The sequence below is a fragment of the Corynebacterium neomassiliense genome, assembly GCF_900626215.1.
In the GTDB taxonomy this organism is placed as follows: Bacteria; Actinomycetota; Actinomycetes; order Mycobacteriales; family Mycobacteriaceae; genus Corynebacterium; species Corynebacterium neomassiliense.
In genome coordinates, this window is the sequence record NZ_LR131106.1 from 1,324,841 (window position 1) to 1,341,920 (window position 17,080).

17 protein-coding genes and 1 pseudogene are annotated in these 17,080 nt (G+C 69.3%); 10 read left to right on the forward strand and 8 right to left on the reverse strand.

The window, feature by feature from the left end; all coding sequences use genetic code 11:
* The first annotated feature begins 148 nt into the window (after positions 1–148).
* The 6 genes from purF to E0E18_RS05865 all read left to right on the forward strand — a co-directional run bounded on the left by purF (position 149) and on the right by E0E18_RS05865 (position 7,487).
* Positions 149–1,642 (forward strand): amidophosphoribosyltransferase, encoded by a 1,494-nt coding sequence (gene purF, locus E0E18_RS05840; RefSeq protein WP_130839706.1) that lies wholly within the window; start codon positions 149–151, stop codon positions 1,640–1,642.
* Positions 1,643–1,750: 108 nt separating this feature from the next.
* On the forward strand, positions 1,751–2,473 hold the full coding sequence (locus E0E18_RS05845) for a nucleosidase (protein WP_237559647.1): 723 nt from the start codon (positions 1,751–1,753) through the stop codon (positions 2,471–2,473).
* Between the two features lie 51 nt (positions 2,474–2,524).
* Positions 2,525–3,691 carry a heme/hemin ABC transporter substrate-binding protein gene (locus tag E0E18_RS05850; RefSeq protein ID WP_130839709.1) on the forward strand — a complete coding sequence of 389 codons (1,167 nt, stop codon included), beginning with the start codon at positions 2,525–2,527 and terminating at the stop codon, positions 3,689–3,691.
* A gap of 28 nt (positions 3,692–3,719) precedes the next feature.
* Positions 3,720–4,016 (forward strand): DUF6457 domain-containing protein, encoded by a 297-nt coding sequence (locus E0E18_RS05855; RefSeq protein WP_066584209.1) that lies wholly within the window; start codon positions 3,720–3,722, stop codon positions 4,014–4,016.
* A 69-nt stretch (positions 4,017–4,085) separates the two neighbouring features.
* Positions 4,086–6,416: an FdhF/YdeP family oxidoreductase gene (locus tag E0E18_RS05860; protein WP_161972244.1), complete on the forward strand. Its 2,331-nt coding sequence runs from the start codon at positions 4,086–4,088 to the stop codon at positions 6,414–6,416.
* Positions 6,417–6,440: 24 nt separating this feature from the next.
* Positions 6,441–7,487: a formate dehydrogenase accessory sulfurtransferase FdhD gene (locus E0E18_RS05865; RefSeq protein ID WP_130839713.1), complete on the forward strand. Its 1,047-nt coding sequence runs from the start codon at positions 6,441–6,443 to the stop codon at positions 7,485–7,487.
* 102 nt (positions 7,488–7,589) lie between these two features.
* On the opposite strand, the gene E0E18_RS05870 is transcribed toward E0E18_RS05865, so the two are convergent.
* The 4 genes and pseudogenes from E0E18_RS05870 to moaC all read right to left on the reverse strand — a co-directional run.
* Entirely contained in the window at positions 7,590–8,765 is a 1,176-nt protein-coding gene (locus E0E18_RS05870) for a ThiF family adenylyltransferase (protein ID WP_227871185.1), read from the reverse strand.
* Positions 8,765–9,244: a molybdenum cofactor biosynthesis protein MoaE gene (locus E0E18_RS05875; protein WP_066584220.1), complete on the reverse strand. Its 480-nt coding sequence runs from the start codon at positions 9,242–9,244 to the stop codon at positions 8,765–8,767. The genes E0E18_RS05870 and E0E18_RS05875 overlap by 1 nt, the downstream gene beginning before the upstream one ends.
* Entirely contained in the window at positions 9,237–9,716 is a 480-nt protein-coding gene (locus E0E18_RS05880) for a MogA/MoaB family molybdenum cofactor biosynthesis protein (RefSeq protein ID WP_066584222.1), read from the reverse strand. The genes E0E18_RS05875 and E0E18_RS05880 overlap by 8 nt, the downstream gene beginning before the upstream one ends.
* 98 nt (positions 9,717–9,814) lie before the next feature.
* Positions 9,815–10,264: pseudogene (gene moaC / locus E0E18_RS05885) on the reverse strand (cyclic pyranopterin monophosphate synthase MoaC); the annotation flags it as partial.
* A 337-nt stretch (positions 10,265–10,601) separates the two neighbouring features.
* Between moaC and E0E18_RS05890 the strand changes: the two are divergent.
* The 4 genes from E0E18_RS05890 (at position 10,602) to E0E18_RS05905 (ending at position 13,108) form a co-directional block, all read left to right on the forward strand.
* The gene (locus tag E0E18_RS05890; protein WP_130839715.1) at positions 10,602–10,880 is read left to right on the forward strand and encodes a MoaD/ThiS family protein; all 279 of its coding nucleotides are present in this window, start codon (positions 10,602–10,604) and stop codon (positions 10,878–10,880) included.
* A gap of 132 nt (positions 10,881–11,012) precedes the next feature.
* Positions 11,013–11,366 (forward strand): RNase H family protein, encoded by a 354-nt coding sequence (locus tag E0E18_RS14320; protein WP_272914258.1) that lies wholly within the window; start codon positions 11,013–11,015, stop codon positions 11,364–11,366.
* Complete coding sequence (locus E0E18_RS05900; protein ID WP_130839720.1) at positions 11,363–11,764, forward strand: glycosyltransferase family protein; 402 nt, start codon at positions 11,363–11,365, stop codon at positions 11,762–11,764. Before E0E18_RS14320 ends, E0E18_RS05900 begins: the two co-directional genes overlap by 4 nt.
* Positions 11,765–11,767: 3 nt before the next feature.
* A complete protein-coding gene (locus tag E0E18_RS05905; protein WP_237559648.1) occupies positions 11,768–13,108 on the forward strand; it encodes a molybdopterin molybdotransferase MoeA in 1,341 nt (446 codons plus the stop codon).
* A gap of 17 nt (positions 13,109–13,125) precedes the next feature.
* Here E0E18_RS05905 and E0E18_RS05910 read toward each other — a convergent pair whose 3' ends face one another.
* From E0E18_RS05910 to E0E18_RS05925, 4 genes are all read right to left on the reverse strand, one after another.
* A complete protein-coding gene (locus E0E18_RS05910) occupies positions 13,126–13,938 on the reverse strand; it encodes a formate/nitrite transporter family protein (RefSeq protein ID WP_066586006.1) in 813 nt (270 codons plus the stop codon).
* Positions 13,939–14,018: 80 nt separating this feature from the next.
* The gene (locus E0E18_RS05915; RefSeq protein ID WP_130839722.1) at positions 14,019–14,948 is read right to left on the reverse strand and encodes a LysR family transcriptional regulator; all 930 of its coding nucleotides are present in this window, start codon (positions 14,946–14,948) and stop codon (positions 14,019–14,021) included.
* A 74-nt stretch (positions 14,949–15,022) separates the two neighbouring features.
* Positions 15,023–16,231, reverse strand: a complete 1,209-nt coding sequence (locus E0E18_RS05920; protein ID WP_130839724.1) for a molybdopterin molybdotransferase MoeA — start codon at positions 16,229–16,231, stop codon at positions 15,023–15,025.
* A 4-nt stretch (positions 16,232–16,235) separates the two neighbouring features.
* Positions 16,236–17,069 (reverse strand): molybdate ABC transporter permease subunit, encoded by an 834-nt coding sequence (locus tag E0E18_RS05925; RefSeq protein ID WP_130839726.1) that lies wholly within the window; start codon positions 17,067–17,069, stop codon positions 16,236–16,238.
* Between the last annotated feature and the right edge of the window lie 11 nt (positions 17,070–17,080).

The window sequence follows — 17,080 nt, forward strand, 5'->3', positions numbered from 1 at the left end:
GGCGTCCCCACCCCGACTCGGTCTCCGGACGGTCGGCGGCGTAATCTCTGGGAGTCAGTCCGGCCCGAGAACTCGCCCGCGGACGCACACCGTCCACGACGGTACCGTCCTGCGGGAGTCTCCGTCAGTGAGGAAAGCCCCAGAAACCATGTGCGGTATCGTCGGCATGATCGGCAACAGCCCGGTCAACCAGGACATCTACGACGCCCTCCTGCTCCTGCAGCACCGGGGACAGGACTCGACCGGCATGGCCACGGCCGAAGCCAGCGGTCATCTCCACCTTTTCCGCGCCCGGGGCCAGGTGCGGGAGGTGGTGCGCACCCGTGACATGAGGGCACTGCCGGGCGCGGTCGGCCTCGGTCATGTCCGGTACGCCACCAGGGGTGCAGCGTCCTCGGAGGAGGAGCAGCAGCCCTTCTACGTCAACTCCCCCTACGGCATCACCCTCGTTCACAACGGTAACCTGACGAACACCCGCGAGCTCACCGATGAACTGCGCAACCGGGACCGCCGTCACGTCAACTCCAGCAGTGACACCGAACTCCTGCTCAACGTGCTCGCCAGCGAACTCCAGGACACCACCGGCCCCACCGACCTCACCACCGACGGTATCTTCAACGCGGTCGCAGCGACCCACCACCGCATCGACGGCGCCTATGCGGTGGTCGCGATCATCGCCCACCACGGACTCCTGGCCTTCCGCGACCCCTTCGGGATCCGGCCCCTGGTCCTGGGACGCCGCCGCCCCACCCCGCAGCAGCTGGAGGAGCATCCGGACGCCCATGACGAATGGGTCGTGGCGTCCGAATCCCTCGTTCTGGAGAACGGCAACTACGAGCTTGTCCGTGAGGTCGCCCCGGGCGAAGCGGTGTTCATCACCGCGGACGGGAAACTGTACTCGCGGCAGTGCGCCGAGCACCCGGTCCTGGAACCCTGCTCCTTCGAGTACGTCTACCTCGCACGGCCGGACTCGGTGATGAACGGCATCAGTGTCTACGATTCACGGCTGCGCATGGGGGCCCGGCTCGCCAGGACGATCGCCGAGCACATGCCCGTGGAGGACGTCGACGTGGTCATGCCCATCCCCGACTCCGCCCGACCCGCGGCCATGGAGGTGGCCCGGGTCCTCGACATCGAGTACCGGGACGGCTTCTTCAAGAACCGCTATGTCGGCCGTACCTTCATCATGCCGGGCCAGGCCGTGCGCAAGAAGTCCGTCCGGCAGAAGCTCAACGCCATGTCCACCGAGTTCAGCGGCAAGCACGTCCTGCTGGTCGACGACTCCATCGTCCGGGGCACCACGAGCTCCCAGATCATCGAGATGGCCCGCGCCGCAGGTGCCAGAAAGGTGACCTTCGCCTCCGCTGCCCCGCCCATCCGGTACCCGCATGTCTACGGGATCAACATCCCCACCGAGTCCGAACTCATCGCCGCCGGCAGGACTATTCCGGAAATCTGTGAACTGCTCGGCGCCGACCACCTCATCTACCAGGAGGTCGAGGATCTGGAGGCGGCGATCCTCGACGGACAGACCGACCAGAAGCTCGACGGCCTCGACCTCAGCTGCTTCACCGGTGAGTACGTCACCGGCACTGTGACCCAGGAGTACCTCGACTGGGTCGCGGGGGCTCAGGAGAGCTGAACGGCCCGGCAACGGCGGCCCCCGGTGAACGGCGGCCCGCGGGAGACCTGACACCTGTCCGGGGGAACTCCGGTGCCGGCCGGCACACACGGTCCTAGGCTGGTCTGCGTGAACCACTCAACGCCACACAGACAGCTGCCCGCCACCGCCGCTCTGCACCACGGAGAGATCACCCCGGGGCGTCCCCTGCTGGTCGTCGCCACCGCAGGGGAGGCCGCCGAACTCACCTCCGGAGACCCCCGGTTCGACGACCTCCCCGTCCTGCTCTCCGGTATCGGCCGGATCAACGCCACCCTCGCGCTGACCGACTGCCTGCACCGCTACCTCGCCGCCGGCGGACTGCCCGCCGCGGTGATCAATCTCGGCACCGCCGGGGCACTGCGCCCGGGCCTGACCGGGGTGCACCGGATCAACCGGGTCAGACTGCACGACTTCTCCCATGCCTCGGTTGCCGCACTGACCGGTGCCGACGAGTACCCGTTGATCGACCTCGACTCCGACCTGCCCGGGGAGCGCGCCGAAATCGACACCCTCGACGGGGTCGACCGGGATGCGGCAGTGACGGTGACCCTCGCCACCGGCGACGTCTTCGTGGAGTCCGCGCCACTGCGGGACCGGCTGGCGCAGGACGCCGACCTCGTCGACATGGAGGGCTACGCGGTGGCACGGGTGGCACGGTGGTTCGGCGTCCCCGTGCAGCTGATCAAGGTCGTCAGCGATGACGCCGGTGACGCGGCGGGAACCATGTGGAGGGATGAGCTCCCCCGGCTGGCCGTCGAGATCGCGGCCCACGCCCGACAGGCCCTCTCCCCGGGCGACGGTGCGGCCTGACCGGCAGCACCACGCTTAGCCTGGCCTCACAGCCGTGATACATTCATCCCTATGAGTGTCTCGACTGCCGGCCGTCGGGCCCGGCCCGCCTTCCCCGCTGTTCTTCTGTCGTCGGTCCTCTCCACCATGCTGGCCTTCGGACTGTCCGCCTGCGGCGTCGGCGCCGGCAACAGCGGCGGCGTCGGTGACGCCCGCGAGACCAGCTTCGACACCGCCCTGGACGCACTGCCGAAGGCGGACGCCGTACCCCCTGCCGCGGACGCCCGTGACGTCTCCTTCGCCGGCTACGTCGGAGACGTCACTCCTGTCACCACCGACGCCGCCCCTGCACTGCCGGTCAACCTGACCGACGCCGACGGTGAGGACGTCACCGTCACTGACGTCTCCCGGATCGTCCCACTCGACATCTCGGGCACGATCTCCCGCACCCTGGCCGGTCTGGGTCTTCGGGACAACATCGTCGGCAGGTCCGTGTCCTCGATGGAACCGAGCCTGGCGGACCTGCCCGTGGTGACCCACGGGGGTCACTCGATCAGTGCGGAGGCGGTCCTGAACCTCGACCCCACGCTGATCATCCTCAATGACTCGATCGGCCCGGAGGACGCCGTACAGCAGATCCGGGACGCCGGCGTCCCGGTGGTGAAACTGGAGGACCCCGAGTACACGGAGGAATCGGTCAGGGAATCCATCACCACCGTCGCGGACGTCGTCGGGCTGTCCGGGGAAGGCAGGACGCTGGCGGACCGTGCGGCAGACGAGGCCGACCGCGCCCGCAGCGCCATCGGAGACCTGGCCTCTGGCGCCACCGGCGGCACTCCCCTGCGCGCCGCTTTCCTCTACGCCCGCGGGGACGGAGGGGTGTTCTACATTCTCGGCCCCGACTCCGGCACCAGTGAGCTCATCGAGGGGCTCGGGGCGGTCGACGTGGCCAAGGAGAACGGCATCACGGACATGGCTCCGGCGAACGCGGAGGCACTGGCGAAACTTGACCCCGACATCTTCGTGATGATGTCGGCGGGTCTGGAATCCACGGGCAACATCGACGGGCTGCTCGCCAGACCCGGGATCGCGCAGACGAAGGCCGGGCAGCACCGTCGGATCCTCGCGATCCCCGATTCCCAGGCACTCAGCTTCGGACCCCAGACCGGCGAAATGCTGCTGTCCGCGGCGTCCGCACTGTATGACCCGGACGCCCACCGTGAGGCCACCTCCTCGTGACGGCCCGGGCCGACATAGGCTGGACACCATGAGCGACACAACACCCGCCAAGGGTTCACCGGAAGAGATGCAGTCCGCCCACGCCTGGCTTGAAGAGGTCGCGGACCTGCTGGGGCTCGACCGTCAGGAGTCCCGGTCGTATGTGGGGGACGTCCTGAAGCTCACCTCGGCGGTGGCACACAACCGGTCCCGCCCGGCAGCCCCGGTGACAGCATTTCTCATCGGCCTGGCGGCTGGCAGGTCCGACCTGGACCCCTCCCAGATTCTCGGGGACGTCACCGCCCGCGCCGGGGACACCGGTGCGGCCGGTCGGACGGAGAAGTGAAACACCCGTTCGGCAGAAACTGATGCGTCTGACATGACGCAGGTCACACCTCCGACTACCATCGGCGACATGACGAATGTGCAGGGACTCCCACCGGTCACCGACCAGGTCAATCCGGTGGCCAACCGATTCGACCACCCGCGGGTCAGCGAGAACGAGCATGTCGCCACCGGCATCCCCGCGGTTCTCCACGCCATGCAGTACGCGGTGCCGAACCGCGCCCTGCCCTCACTGCTGACCATGAACAAGCACAAGGGGTTCGACTGCCCCGGCTGCGCGTGGCCGGAACCGGACCAGCACGACCTCAACATCGTCGAATTCTGCGAGAACGGTGCGAAAGCCGTCGCCGAGGAGACCACCCCCGTCACCGCGGGAGCAGACTTCTGGGCCAGGTACACCGTCGAGGAACTCCGCGAGAAGACGGACCACTGGCTGGGCCGACAGGGCCGGATCACCCTCCCCCTGCTCTACGACCGCGACTCCGGAGACGGACACTACAGGCCCGTGAGCTGGGAGGACGCCTTCCGTATCATCGCGGACGAACTGCGTTCCATCGAACCGGACGAGGCGGTCTTCTACACCTCCGGCAAGGCGGTCAACGAATCGGCCTACGCAGTCCAGCTGCTGGCACGACGCCTCGGCACCAACAACCTCCCGGACTGCTCGAACATGTGCCACGAGTCCACCGGCACCGCCCTGTCAGCCACCCTCGGCCTGGGCAAGGGGTCGGTGACCATCGACGACTTCCACACCACCGATCTGCTCATCTCCGTGGGACAGAATCCCGGGACCAACCACCCCCGTGCACTGACCGCATACTCCCGGTGCAAGGAGAACGGCGGCCAGATCGTCGCCGTCAACCCCATGCCCGAGGCCGGTCTCATGGCCTTCCGCGAACCGCAGGCCGTGAAGACCTACCTCGGAGCCAAGCAGAAGCTCGCCGACGACTACCTCCAGGTCCGGCTCGACGGTGACCGCGCCCTGTTCCTGGCCATCAACAAGGAACTGGTCAGACGCGACCGGGCAATCGACCACTGGTTCATCGAGACCTTCACCACCGGCTTCGAGGAACTTCGCGACCACCTCCTCTCCCTGGACGACGACGAACTCGCCGCGGCACACGGAATTCCCCGTGAACAGGTCCTCGCCACCGTCGACCGCATCGAAGCGGCACCCACCACCATCATCACCTGGACCCTCGGTGCCACCCAGCACAAGAACGCGGTCGCGACCATCCGGGAGATGACCAACACCCTCCTGCTCACCGGTCGAATCGGCAAGCCCGGCTGCGGCACCGCCCCACTGCGCGGACACTCCAACGTCCAGGGCGACCGCACCATGGGTGTCTGGGAGAAGATGCCGGAGAGTTTCCTCTCCGCCCTGGAACGTGAGTTCGGGTTCGACGTCCCCCGTGAGCACGGCTATGACACTGTCGCCTCCCTGCAGGCCATGCGGGACGGCAAGGTGAAGTTCTTCCTCTCCCTGGGCGGCAACCTCGTCCGCGTCGCCTCGGACACCTCCGTCCTGGAACGGGGCATGGAGTCCAATGAGCTGACGGTCCACCTGTCGACCAAACCCAACGGTTCCCACGCCTGGCCCGGCCGCCGCTCGCTGATTCTCCCGGTCCGGGCTCGTACCGACCTGGACATGCAGAAGTCGGGCCGGCAGTCCGTCACCGTCGAGGATTCCGCGGGCAAGGTCCACGCCTCCACCGGCAAGCGCCGTGCCCACCGGAACTCCGACCTGAAGAGTGAGGTCGACATCCTCTGCTCCATCGGCAGGGAAACTTTCGGCGACGATTTCTGGCAGCCGATGATCGACGACTACGGCGTCCTGCGCGACCACATCGCCAACACCATTCCCGGCTTCGGGAACTTCAACGAGAAGATCCTGCATCCCGGAGGTTTCTACCTTCCCAACGGGCCCCGCGAACGCCGGTTCACGACCCCCGACGGCAAGGCGCACCTCACCGTCAACGAGATCAGCCCTGTGGAACTCAAGCCGGGCGAGCTCATGATGAACACGGTCCGGACCCACGACCAGTACAACTCGACCATCTACGGCATGGACGACCGCTACCGGGGTATCCGGGGAGGACGCCGAGTTGTGCTCATCAACCCGGAAGACTGCCGGGAGCTGGGCGTCCGCGACGGGGACATGGTCGACCTCGTCTCTGAATGGTCGGACGGGGAACGACGCGCCCCGGATTTCCGGGTGGTCGAGTACGACCACTCCCGGGGCGGTTGCACCACCTACTTCCCGGAGACCAACGTTCTGATCCCCCTCGACCACTCCGCCGTCGGCTCGAACACACCGGTGTCCAAGTCCATGCCGATCCACCTCGAACCGACGGGCCGGCGCGCCGAGGACATGCCCCCGATGCCGGCAGACGAGAAGTAGGGACCGGGAGTACGCTGCACCCACATGGGCAGGTTGACGGAGAACGCACGGGTCACGAAAGTCCGGCTGCACGCCGGGGAGATCTCGGTGGACACCCGGGCAGACACCCTTGCCGTCGAGGAGCCCCTGCAGATCCGGGTCGACGGTACCGACCTCACCACCACGATGAGGACACCGGGCAATGACATCGAACTGGTCCACGGTCTCCTGCACGCCGAGGGCGTCATCACCGGACGGTCGGACATCACGGAGGCGCGCTACTGCGCCGGTGCGGTGGGGCCGATGGGCGAGAACACCTACAACACCCTCGACGTGACGCTGAGTGACGGCGACGGCGTCAGCGTCGCCGACGTGGGTGTCCCGGGTGCGGGCGTCTCAGGGTCGGGATTTTCAGGGTCGGGTACCGCCGACACAGGTGTGCGGGCAGTTCCGGCCGCGGTCGGGGCGTCCTGCCCTTCTCTGCCTGTCGGCGGAGTCACCGTCCCGCGCGGCGGCCGTGTACTGCCCGTCCGCAACCTGGTCACGAACTCCGCGTGCGGGGTGTGCGGCACGACGACCATCGATGACCTCATGAAGGAGAAGCGGTACACGCTCACCCCGGTCCACCCAACCGCCGAGCTCATCGTGGCCATGCCACGGCTGCTGGCGTCCGGGCAGAAGACCTTCCGCAGGACAGGTGGGATCCACGCGGCCGGTGCCTTCACGGCGGACGGGCGGCCGCTGGTCATCCGGGAGGATGTCGGACGCCACAACGCCGCCGACAAGGTGATCGGCGCTCTGCTGCTGGAGGACCGTCTGCCCGGTGAGGTGCGGCGACGTGCCGTCAACTCCGGACTCGGCCCGGACGGTGACCCGGACACCCCCGTGTACCTCGTCATGAGTTCGCGGGCGTCCTTCGAACTGGTGCAGAAAGCGGTGCTGGCCGGATTCTCAGGACTGGTCGCGGTCTCCGCGGCGACATCACTGGCGGTCAACATGGCCCGAGAGTCCGGGCTGCTGCTCACCGGTTTCACCAGGGACGACCGTTTCAACCTCTACAGCGGTGACCTGTCGTCACCGTCCGGAGCGTGACAGTTCCACCTGCGCCCGCAGGGCTTCGACCTCCTGTTCCAGCTGCCTGATTCGCCGGTCCCCCGGGGCATTCCGTCCCCCCACATGGTCCCGGACACCGGCCTAGCGCTGTGCGAGCCAGGCTTCGATACCTCCGGGGTAACTGACCGCGGTGATACCGCCACCGGCGAGGAGTTCGACGGCACGTGCCGAGCGCACACCGGATGCGCAGTAGACGACGAGAGGACGCCCGGACTCGCGTGCCTCACGGGCAAGTGCGGTGACCTCGTCGCCCGCAGCGGCCGTTCCCGTCCGCAGCACGGACAGGGGGACGTTCACCGCACCGGGGATGTGGACTGCCGTGTACTCGTCGGGTTCCCGGACATCCATGAGCACTGCACCGTCCAGGTCGGGCAGGCCTGCCACACCGGGCACACCGGGCTGGCCGGGCCGGTCCCTGCCGTCGGGTTCTGCACCCTCCGACGGCTCCGCCGCGAACTCCCCGGGGACAGGCGTCGGCGCGTCCTTCACGCGTTGTGCCACCGCAGGGTCCGCGGACACGGGAATGTACTCCCACCTGCCCGACAGCCCGTCGAAGTAGCCGATCTGCCCCGACAGTGGCGTCCCCACCCCCGTCAGGACCTTCACCGCCTCCAGTGCCATGGCTGTGCCGACGACCCCGACGACCGGGCCGAGGACGCCTGCAGTCGAGCAGGAAGGTACGGTGCCGGCCGGCGGCGGGGACGGGAAGACGTCCTCGTACACCGGGCCGGCGGTGCCGTCCGCCCCGGGGACGCCGAACACGGAGAGCTGGGCGTCGAAACCGAGGATCGACGCCCAGACGTGGGCGGTCCCGTGGACGGCGCAGGCGTGTGATGCTGCGTACCGTGCCGCGAAATTGTCCGTGCCGTCGACGACGACATCGGCGTCACGGAGCAGTTCCACGGCATTGCCGACGGTGAGCCTGTCCTCGACGACGTCGACCTGCACGCCGGGGTTGCGGGCGAGGATCTCCCGGCGCGCCGAACGGGCCTTGCGGTACCCGACCGCGGCGTCGGTGTGGATGACCTGGCGGTGAAGGTTGCTCAGTTCGACGGTGTCGTCGTCGATGACGGTGAGTGCGCCGACACCGGCGGCGGCGAGGTACAGCAGGGCCGGCGAGCCCAGTCCTCCCGCACCGATCACCGCGACCCGTGAGGCGGCGAGTTTCTCCTGGGCTTCCATACCGAACCCTGCGAGAGAGATCTGGCGTCGGAACCTGGGGACGTCCACCGGGGTTCCCGGGGTGCGGTCCTGCATCACAGTCCCACCCATCCGGTGGAGCCGTCGGTGTGTTCCTGTTCCTTCCAGATCGGCACCTGCGATTTCACCCTGGAGGTGAAGGACGCCAGAGCTTCGAAGGCGGGGCCGCGGTGGGCTGCCGCGACGACGACCAGGAAGGCCAGGTCCCCGATGTCCAGTGTCCCGGTACGGTGCTCCGCCCACAGCCGGATCTCGGGGAACTCGTCGACGGTCTCGGCCGCGATGCGTGCGAGCACCTCGGGCGCGGTCGGGTGGTGGGTGTAGTTGAGCCGTGTGACCCCAGAGCCGTTGTCGTGGTCGCGGACTGTTCCCTCGAAGGTGACGACGGCACCCATGGCCGGGGTGCCCGTCACTTCCCTGGCTGAGGCGATACGGTCCTCCAGCGGTGAACCGCAGACGGCGGTGTGGACGACGACACCGGTCTGTTCTGCGACATAGGCGGGGTCAGGGCCGGTTGTACTGCTGCGGTCACTCATGGTCGCCTTCTCCTTCCAGCTGGTCGATGAGGTGGCTGAGCACCGGGTCGAGCACGGCGACGCCGTCCGCCACACCGCCGGTGGAACCCGGCAGGGTCATGACGAAGGACCGGCCGACCACTCCGGCGACCCCGCCGGACAGCAGGGCGGTGGGGACGCCGGCGTCCTGCCCCCGACGCCAGACTGCGGCCGGGAGTCCGGGAAGCTCGTGGGTGAGGTGGGGCTTCACTGCGGCGACCGTGCGGTCGCCGGGGCTGATGCCCGTACCGCCGGTGGTGAGGATGACCGTGGGTGGGTCACCGGCGAAGAGGTCGCCGAGGAAGCCGGGGATGTCCCGGTCGGCGACGACGACCGGGTCCGGGGTCGTCAGGCCCCGGCCCCGCAGCCACTCGACCAGCACCGGACCGGTGCGGTCGGTGTATTCTCCGGCGGCTGCACGGGTGGAGGCGACGATGACGAGGGCGGTGGTCATGCACCCTCCCCGTGGGGGCCGCTGACCGGACCGCCGGTCGGACCGTCAGTCGGACCGTAAGCCGAACCGTCACCCCAACCGTCAGCCGGTGCATCACGGACATCCCACGACCCGGACTTTCCCCCGGACTTCGCCAGCACCCGGACATCGTCGATGACGCCGTGCCTGTCCACGGCCTTGATCATGTCGTAGACGGTGAGTGCGGCTGTGGTCACCGCGGTGAGCGCCTCCATCTCCACTCCGGTGACCCCGCGGGTCTTCACTGACGCCCGGATGCGGACCGCGTCGGCACCGTGGGTGGCGGCGTCCTCCCGCCGGAAGTCGACGGTGATCTTCCCCAGTGGCAGTGGGTGACACAGGGGGATGATCTCCGGGGTCTTCTTCGCACCCATGATCCCGGCGACGCGGGCGACGGGAAGGGCGTCACCTTTGGGCAGTCCTTCACTGTCGTCGGCGAAGACCATGTCGAGGACGTCCGGCCGGGTACGGACCCTGCCGGTGGCCACGGCGGTGCGGCTGGTCTCGTTCTTGCCGGTGACATCCACCATGTGGGCGGAACCGTCCTCACGGACGTGGGTGAGACCACCGGTCCCCCGGTCGTCAGGGGCCCCGGAGACGGTCCGGGAAACGGCCGTGCCGCCGGGCACTCCGGGATCTCCGGGATCTCCGGGCCTGCCGGGCTCTCCGGAAGTGACGTCACTGAGGGAAAGGTCTGCCGTCGGGTCTGCCATGTCAGTCGAGCCTACGCGGTCGCCACCGGCTCCGGAACACGTGGAGGCGGGTCGACCGGTCCACCCACCACCCACGCCGGTGAGCTGCACAGGGGCATGATCTGCGGGGTACCGGCCCCACGGAACTCCGGCGTCCCGCCTACACTGGACGACCATGGTTGAGATCCGTTACTTCGCCGCCGCCCGGGCCGCCCGGGGGGTCGCACGGGAGGAACTCGACGGGGCCGCTGTGCCGGCCACACTGGCGGAGCTGCTGGACATCCTCGGGGCAACGCACACCGGTGCGACTGCCGGCGGCATGACGCTCGGACAGATCTTCGACCGGTGCAGTTTCCTCGTCGACGGGCGGACGGTCACCCGTGACGCCGCGGCGTCCGTCGACCTGGGTAAAGTTGCCAGAGTCGATGTCCTTCCACCTTTCGCCGGAGGGTAGGTCCCCGTGTTCGCAGTGATCGTCGCCGGCGGCACCGGTGAACGCCTCCGGGCCTCCGCCCCCGCCCCGGTCCCCGTCAAGCCNTGGAAACGACGGGGCTGGAAGAAACGTGACGGGCGTCCTGTGCTCAATGTGGAGCTCATGCAGGCGATCGACGCCGCGCTCAAGGGCAGGCGGGTCCGGGTCGAGTGGGTCAAGGGGCACGCGGGGCATCCGTTGAATGAGGCTGCTGATCGCCGGGCGAACGCCGCGGCCACGGCGGTCCGGGGGGGGGGGGTTCCCCACGAGGGGCCCGGCCTGGGGGGGCACCCGCCGCCGGGGGCCCGGGCGGCGGGGGAGGGGACGGGCCCGGGGGGGGGCCCCCGTGGGGGGCCCCCGTCCGGGCCGGGGGGGGGGGCGCCCGGGGGGGGGGGGGCCGCGGCGGGGGCACAAGCTGCCGTGGACGCATCGTCGTCTCCGGACCCGTACCGCTGCCGGCGGACGTGACCCTGGTGCGTGAGGATCCGCCGTTGGCGGGGCCGGCGACGGGAATCGCGGCGGGTGTCGGCGCTCTGCCTCCGGACTTCACCGGCGACGTCATTGTCCTGCCCGCCGACCTGGCCCGCCCGGAGGCGGTGGTGGCGGGCCTGACCGGGCCCGGGGTGGTGTCGGCGGACGGGCACCTCCAGCCGCTGATCTTCCGGGCACCAGCCGGGCAGTTGAGGGCAGCCTGCTCCGGGAACCTCGTCGATGCCCCTGTCATGCGGATCATCAGGGCACTCGACCTCCCGGTCATCCGGATGTCTGCCGCGACCGTCGCGGATGTCGACACCTGGGAAGACGCCCTGGAGCACGGATTCACCCACCGCCGCACGCACGGGCACACGCCCGGAAAGGAAGGGTAGGTCGTGACGGAGTCACCGGACAGAATTCTGACCTGGTTCGACGCGCGGGACGCGGTGGTGTCCGCGGTCCTGTCACACGGCCGGCGCGGTACCGCCACGGTCGGGGTGGATGAGGCTGTCGGCAGGACCGTCGCGTCCCCCGTGCTCTCCCCCACTGACGTCCCCCACTACACGTCCTCGGCGATGGACGGGTACGCCGTCCGAGGTGCCGGACCGTGGAGGCTGCTCGCCGCACCGGTGGAGGGGCCCGCGGGGCGGAACATCCACCGCGCCGGCGGAACCCTGGGCCCCGGTGAGGCTCTCCCGGTGCTCACCGGTTCCCTGCTCCCCGACGGGGCGGAGGCGGTGGTCCGTCCCGAGGACGCCGAGGTCCCCTGCGACGGCAGGATCCTCCATGCCGCGCACCCGGAACCGGGCCGGGACATCCGGCCCGCCGGTCAGGAACGTTCCGCGGGGTCACTGCTCGTGGAACCGGGCACGAGGCTCACCGCCCGACATGTCGCGATGCTGTGCACCGCCGGTGTCGACACAGTGGAGGTCACACGTGGACCGCAGGTGGTCTGTGCCTTCACCGGTAACGAGGTGGTGCATTCAGGGGTCCCGGGGCCGGGTGAGGTGCGTGACGCCTTCTCCGTGTCTTTCCCCGCCCTGCTGCGGTCCTGGGGGTCGGGAGCGGTGACGACCGAGTCCGTCGCCGACGACCCGGTGGCGGTGGAGTACCTGCTGCGCCGTCCGTCGACCCTGGATGCCGACATTGTCGTGGTGACCGGGGGGTCCGGGCATTCCGGCCAGGATTTCGCACGACGTTTCATCACCCGGTCGGTCAGGGACGCGGGGGCGGACGGGCAGATCCTGTCCACCGAGGTCCGGTGCCGGCCGGGGCACCCGACGCTGCTCGCTCGACGGGGCTCCCAGCTGATCGTCGGCGCTCCCGGGAATCCTTTCGCCGCCCATGTGGCCCTGCACTCCTTCGTCGCACCCGCGGTCGCAGCATTCATCGCCGCTGGTACGGAGGGGTTTGAGGAGGGGACTGCGGACGGGACGGGAACAGCTGGTGCGGGGGTACCGGGCGCCGGCACGCCGGAGGGCCGGGACACCGTCACCCCGTCCACCCGGTTCGCCCCGGCCGCCCTGTCGACCGGGGTGTGCGCCGTGGAGCTTCCCCCACTGAACCGGGACCGGATCAGGCTGGTCCCCGCCCGGATCGGAGCCGACGGAGTCTGTTCACCTGTCGCCGGGGCGCACTCGCACATGCTCACCGGGTACGCGACCGGGGATGTCCTGCTCGTCGTCCCGGCGTCCGGGCTTGCAGCCGGTGCCGAGGTGCAGTTCCTCCGGTTGTGAGCACCGGGTGTCCCGGCTCAGTCCCGGTAGAGCCGTGCCCCCTGCGACGAGCCGTGGTTGAGCCACGAGTAGAGTCCGCCGATGATCAGTCCGCCGCCGATGAAGTTGCCCAGCAAGGCCATCCCCCAGTTGTCCAGCACATTCGACCAGGTCAACGACGGCAGGACGTCGGCGCCTGAGGCGAAGCCGTCCCCGAGGCAGAACAGGGAAAGAGTGAACAGGGAGAAGTTGGCGATGACGTGCTCCAGTCCCAGCACGACGAATGCGCCGATGACGAACTGGATGAAGAGGAACTTCCCGGCGTAGTCCTTCATTGTCAGGCCACCGAGGATGGCCACGTTCACCAGACAGTTCGCCAGGATCCCCTCTGAGAGGACGCCCCACGGTCCCTTGTGCAGTTTCCCGTCCGAGAGGGTCGCCAGCAGATGGTCCGCCCCCAGCCCGCCCATTTTCCCGGACTGTCCGAGGATCACGGCGACAAGTACGGCGCCGACCAGGTTGAGCACGACCGTCCACATGATGATGCTGACGGCACGCCCCCAGCTCAGGTGCCCGCGGACCGCGCCGAACACCATGAACATCATCGTCCCGGTCGCCAGTTCCGCCCCCACCTGGAGGATCATCGCCAGACCGATGAAGAAACACATCCCGAACACCACGGGGCCGAGTCCCGGTGCCACGTCGTTGACCGCGTCTCCGGCGACGACCGCGAAGGCGGTCCCGAGTGTGAGGTACGCTCCTGCGAGTACCGCCCGGACGCCGTAGCGCAGGGGGTCGTCAGCGAACAGTCCGGATTTCTTCCGGATCGCGGCGTCTGCCGCCGTGTTCATCGCACCGTCCGGGGAGGACGGCTTCTCGGTCTGTGCTGTACCGGTTGAAACGTCATGGTTCACGCCCAGTGACCGTACCCTCACCCCACCGGGGGATGTGAACAGGGGTCGGACGCCACAGCGTCGCCGGTCTCCTCCGCCGCCAGGTCCACGGCGGTGGCGATACCCGGTACCGGCCTGGTGTCCAGCCTGGCTACGGCTGTGCCGAGACGGACCTCGGGGTCGACCAACGGGACCCGGCACAGTCCGTCCCCCTGCCCGTCACCCTCGGGCACGACGGAGAACCACTGCCCCGTCGCGGCACATGACAGCAGTGACCCGACGGAGTCCGCGTCGACCACCGGCGTCACCGTCACCCCACTGTCCTGCACGGCCCGGTCGAACTCCTCACGGGCGAGCATCCGGGGCGACAGCAGAGCGACCGGCAGACGGGAGAGTTCACTGCCGGTGATGCGGGACGGCACCTGCCCGAACTCACGCTGAAACGCGTGTCCGGTGCCCACCACGGAGAATCGCACCGTGCCCAGGGCGGTGACGTGCAGGCCCCGCACCCCTCCGGGGGCTGTGTGGATGATTCCTGCATCCAGCTGGTGGGACCTGAGGTCCTCGATGATCTCCTCACTGCGGACCCCGGACCGGATGTCGAACCGGACACCCGGGTGTCTCCGGCCGAGTCTGGCGAGCACCTCGGCGGCCCACCCCGAGCCGGCCGGGACGACCCCCACCCGCAGAACTGTGACAAGCTGACCGCGGGCCGCTGCCAGATCCTCCTCCAGATGTCGCTGGTCCGCGGTGATCCGGCGGGCGTACCCGAGGACGAGTTCGCCCTCCGGGGTCAGACCCTGGAACGACGAGCGGCTCCGGTTCACCAGCGGAGTACCGACCTCTGCCTCGAGTTTCCGGACGGCCTCGGACAGTGTCGACGTCGTGACGTAGCAGGACGCCGCCGCCCGGCCGAAATGCCGTTCGCGGGCCAGCGCCTCGAAGTATGCGAGCTGGGTCAGGAGCATGGGCTACACGCTACATTCCGGCCGGGCACACCGGCCCACGCACACCGGCCCAGTCACAGCGGCTGGCGGCAGGGTCACAGTCCGAGAACGGTGACCACGTCACCGGGTCGCGGAGGCGGGCCCGCCGGCACGTGCAGGAGACAGTCCGCGGCCACCGACTGTGCCAGCAGGTGGGATCCGGCCCCTCCCACCGGCCGGACCCGCACCACGCCGTCGACGACCGTGCGGACCGCCCTGTGGTAGCAGTCCCGCTCCGGAAGCCCTGACACCGGGGCGTCCAGGACCGCGGTCGCGGCCTCCGGGGCCACCCCGCACACCGGGGCGACGAAGAGGCGGAAACTCACGGCGGTGGAGACCGGGTTGCCCGGCAGACACACCACCGGGGTGCCGTCGAAGGACGCCAGACCCTGCGGGCCTCCCGGCTGCTGGGCGACATGCCCGAACCAGGCGTCCGGCCCGTCGGAGAGCAGCTGCCGCACCACCTCGAACCGCCCGTGACTGATCCCCCCGCTGGTGACGACCAGGTCAGGCCCGTGACGGCGGACCGCCGCCCGCAGCAGGACGCCGAAGGCCACCGGATCATCGGTGGTGCGCACATGTCCGGCGACCGTGATCCGGTGGCGGGCACACAGGGCCTCGAGCATCGGACCGTTGGCGTCCCTGATCATCGCCACGCCGGATCCCGCACCCCCTCCGTCGCCGACCTCGTCACCACCGGTGCAGATGAGGACCCGGGCGGGCCTGCGCACCGGCAGACGGGTGATCCCCTGCGCCGCGCACACCCCGACGGTGCGGGCGTTGACGACATGACCGGCCCGCAGCAGCACCGACCCGGCGGCGATGTCCGATCCGCGGGGCCGGATGAACCTGCCCCCCACCGTCGGCGGTACCGTCACGGTCCCCACGCCGAACTCTCCGGGGACGCAGTCCTCCACCGGCACGACCGCGGCAGTGCCGGCGGGAAGTTTCGCACCGGTCATCACAGGCACCACGGCGTCCTCCACCCCGGCGGGGACGACCAGGCCCGGGTCCGCCCCCGCCGCAACGGTCGGCCCCACACCGAAAGTCCCCCCGCCCAGATGCGCCGTCCCGAGGGCGTAGCCGTCCATCTGGGAGTTGTCGAACCGGGGCGAGTCCTCCGTGGCGGGGACGTCCGCGGCGAGCGGCAGTCCGACGGCTGACGCGACAGGCATGTCCACCACCGGCGTCAACCTCGCGGGGTCGAGCAGTGCGCGGACGGCGTCCACATGTTCACGCGTGGTTCTGGTGCGGCCTTTCTCCATGGTCTCAGCGTCTCCGTCCCAGCAGGGTGGTCGTGGCGATCCCGCCGACAACCAGCACATAGATGCCGAGAAGCAGGATGCAGGCGCCCAGGGCCTGGTCCATGTCGTTGGAACTCAGACCGAGTTCGATGAGAAGGGGGATCGTCCTGGTCTCCCCTGCGACGTTACCCGCGAAGGTGAGGGTTGCGCCGTACTCGGACAGGGCCCTGGCGAACCCCAGGACGGTGCCTGCCGCGATCCCCGGGCCCGCCAGCGGTACCGTGATCCGGCCGAGGACCTGCCAACGCGAGGCGCCGTCGACACGTGCGGCCTCCTGGACGACAGCGGGAACAGCCCGCAACGAGGTGACCGTGGTGGAGACGAAGAAGGGGAGGGAGACGAAAACCTGCACGACGATGACTGCGAGCGGGGTGAAGGCGACCCGGACGCCGGCGACCGTGTCCAGCCATTCTCCGATCAGTCCGTGCCGTCCCCACAGGAACACCAGCGACAGCCCCGACACCACCGGGGACAGGACCAGTGGCGCGTAGACGACCAGGGTCACCGCGTCGCCGAGTGGGGGACGCCGGCGGATCAGCTCGACCAGCCAGAGGCTCAACGGAAGTCCGAGGACGATACACAGGACGGTCGACACTGCCGCGGTCGTCAGCGACAGTCCGAAAGCCTCCACTGCCCCGGCACCGGTGACCAGTTCCACCGCGCGGGCCCACGGAATGTTCAGCAGGAGTGCGACCAGCGGCCCGAGCAGGAACAGCACCGCGACGAACGCCACGACGACGAGGGCCGCAGGCACCGCTGTCGCAGCCCGGGGCCCGTCACCGGAACGGTTGTCCTTCATCGCCGTGACAC

Excerpts from the sequence above, each read along its gene's own strand:
- purF (WP_130839706.1), top strand. The coding sequence starts at position 149 with ATGTGCGGTATCGTCGGCATGATCGGCAACAGCCCGGTCAACCAGGAC.
- E0E18_RS05880 (WP_066584222.1), bottom strand. The coding sequence starts at position 9,716 with ATGACCACCGCCCTCGTCATCGTCGCCTCCACCCGTGCAGCCGCCGGA.
- E0E18_RS05870 (WP_227871185.1), bottom strand. The coding sequence starts at position 8,765 with ATGCAGGACCGCACCCCGGGAACCCCGGTGGACGTCCCCAGGTTCCGA.
- E0E18_RS05920 (WP_130839724.1), bottom strand. The coding sequence starts at position 16,231 with ATGGAGAAAGGCCGCACCAGAACCACGCGTGAACATGTGGACGCCGTC.
- E0E18_RS05860 (WP_161972244.1), top strand. The coding sequence starts at position 4,086 with ATGACGAATGTGCAGGGACTCCCACCGGTCACCGACCAGGTCAATCCG.
- E0E18_RS05865 (WP_130839713.1), top strand. The coding sequence starts at position 6,441 with ATGGGCAGGTTGACGGAGAACGCACGGGTCACGAAAGTCCGGCTGCAC.
- E0E18_RS05875 (WP_066584220.1), bottom strand. The coding sequence starts at position 9,244 with ATGAGTGACCGCAGCAGTACAACCGGCCCTGACCCCGCCTATGTCGCA.
- E0E18_RS05890 (WP_130839715.1), top strand. The coding sequence starts at position 10,602 with ATGGTTGAGATCCGTTACTTCGCCGCCGCCCGGGCCGCCCGGGGGGTC.
- E0E18_RS05855 (WP_066584209.1), top strand. The coding sequence starts at position 3,720 with ATGAGCGACACAACACCCGCCAAGGGTTCACCGGAAGAGATGCAGTCC.
- E0E18_RS05850 (WP_130839709.1), top strand. The coding sequence starts at position 2,525 with ATGAGTGTCTCGACTGCCGGCCGTCGGGCCCGGCCCGCCTTCCCCGCT.
- E0E18_RS05915 (WP_130839722.1), bottom strand. The coding sequence starts at position 14,948 with ATGCTCCTGACCCAGCTCGCATACTTCGAGGCGCTGGCCCGCGAACGG.
- E0E18_RS05925 (WP_130839726.1), bottom strand. The coding sequence starts at position 17,069 with ATGAAGGACAACCGTTCCGGTGACGGGCCCCGGGCTGCGACAGCGGTG.
- E0E18_RS05910 (WP_066586006.1), bottom strand. The coding sequence starts at position 13,938 with ATGAACACGGCGGCAGACGCCGCGATCCGGAAGAAATCCGGACTGTTC.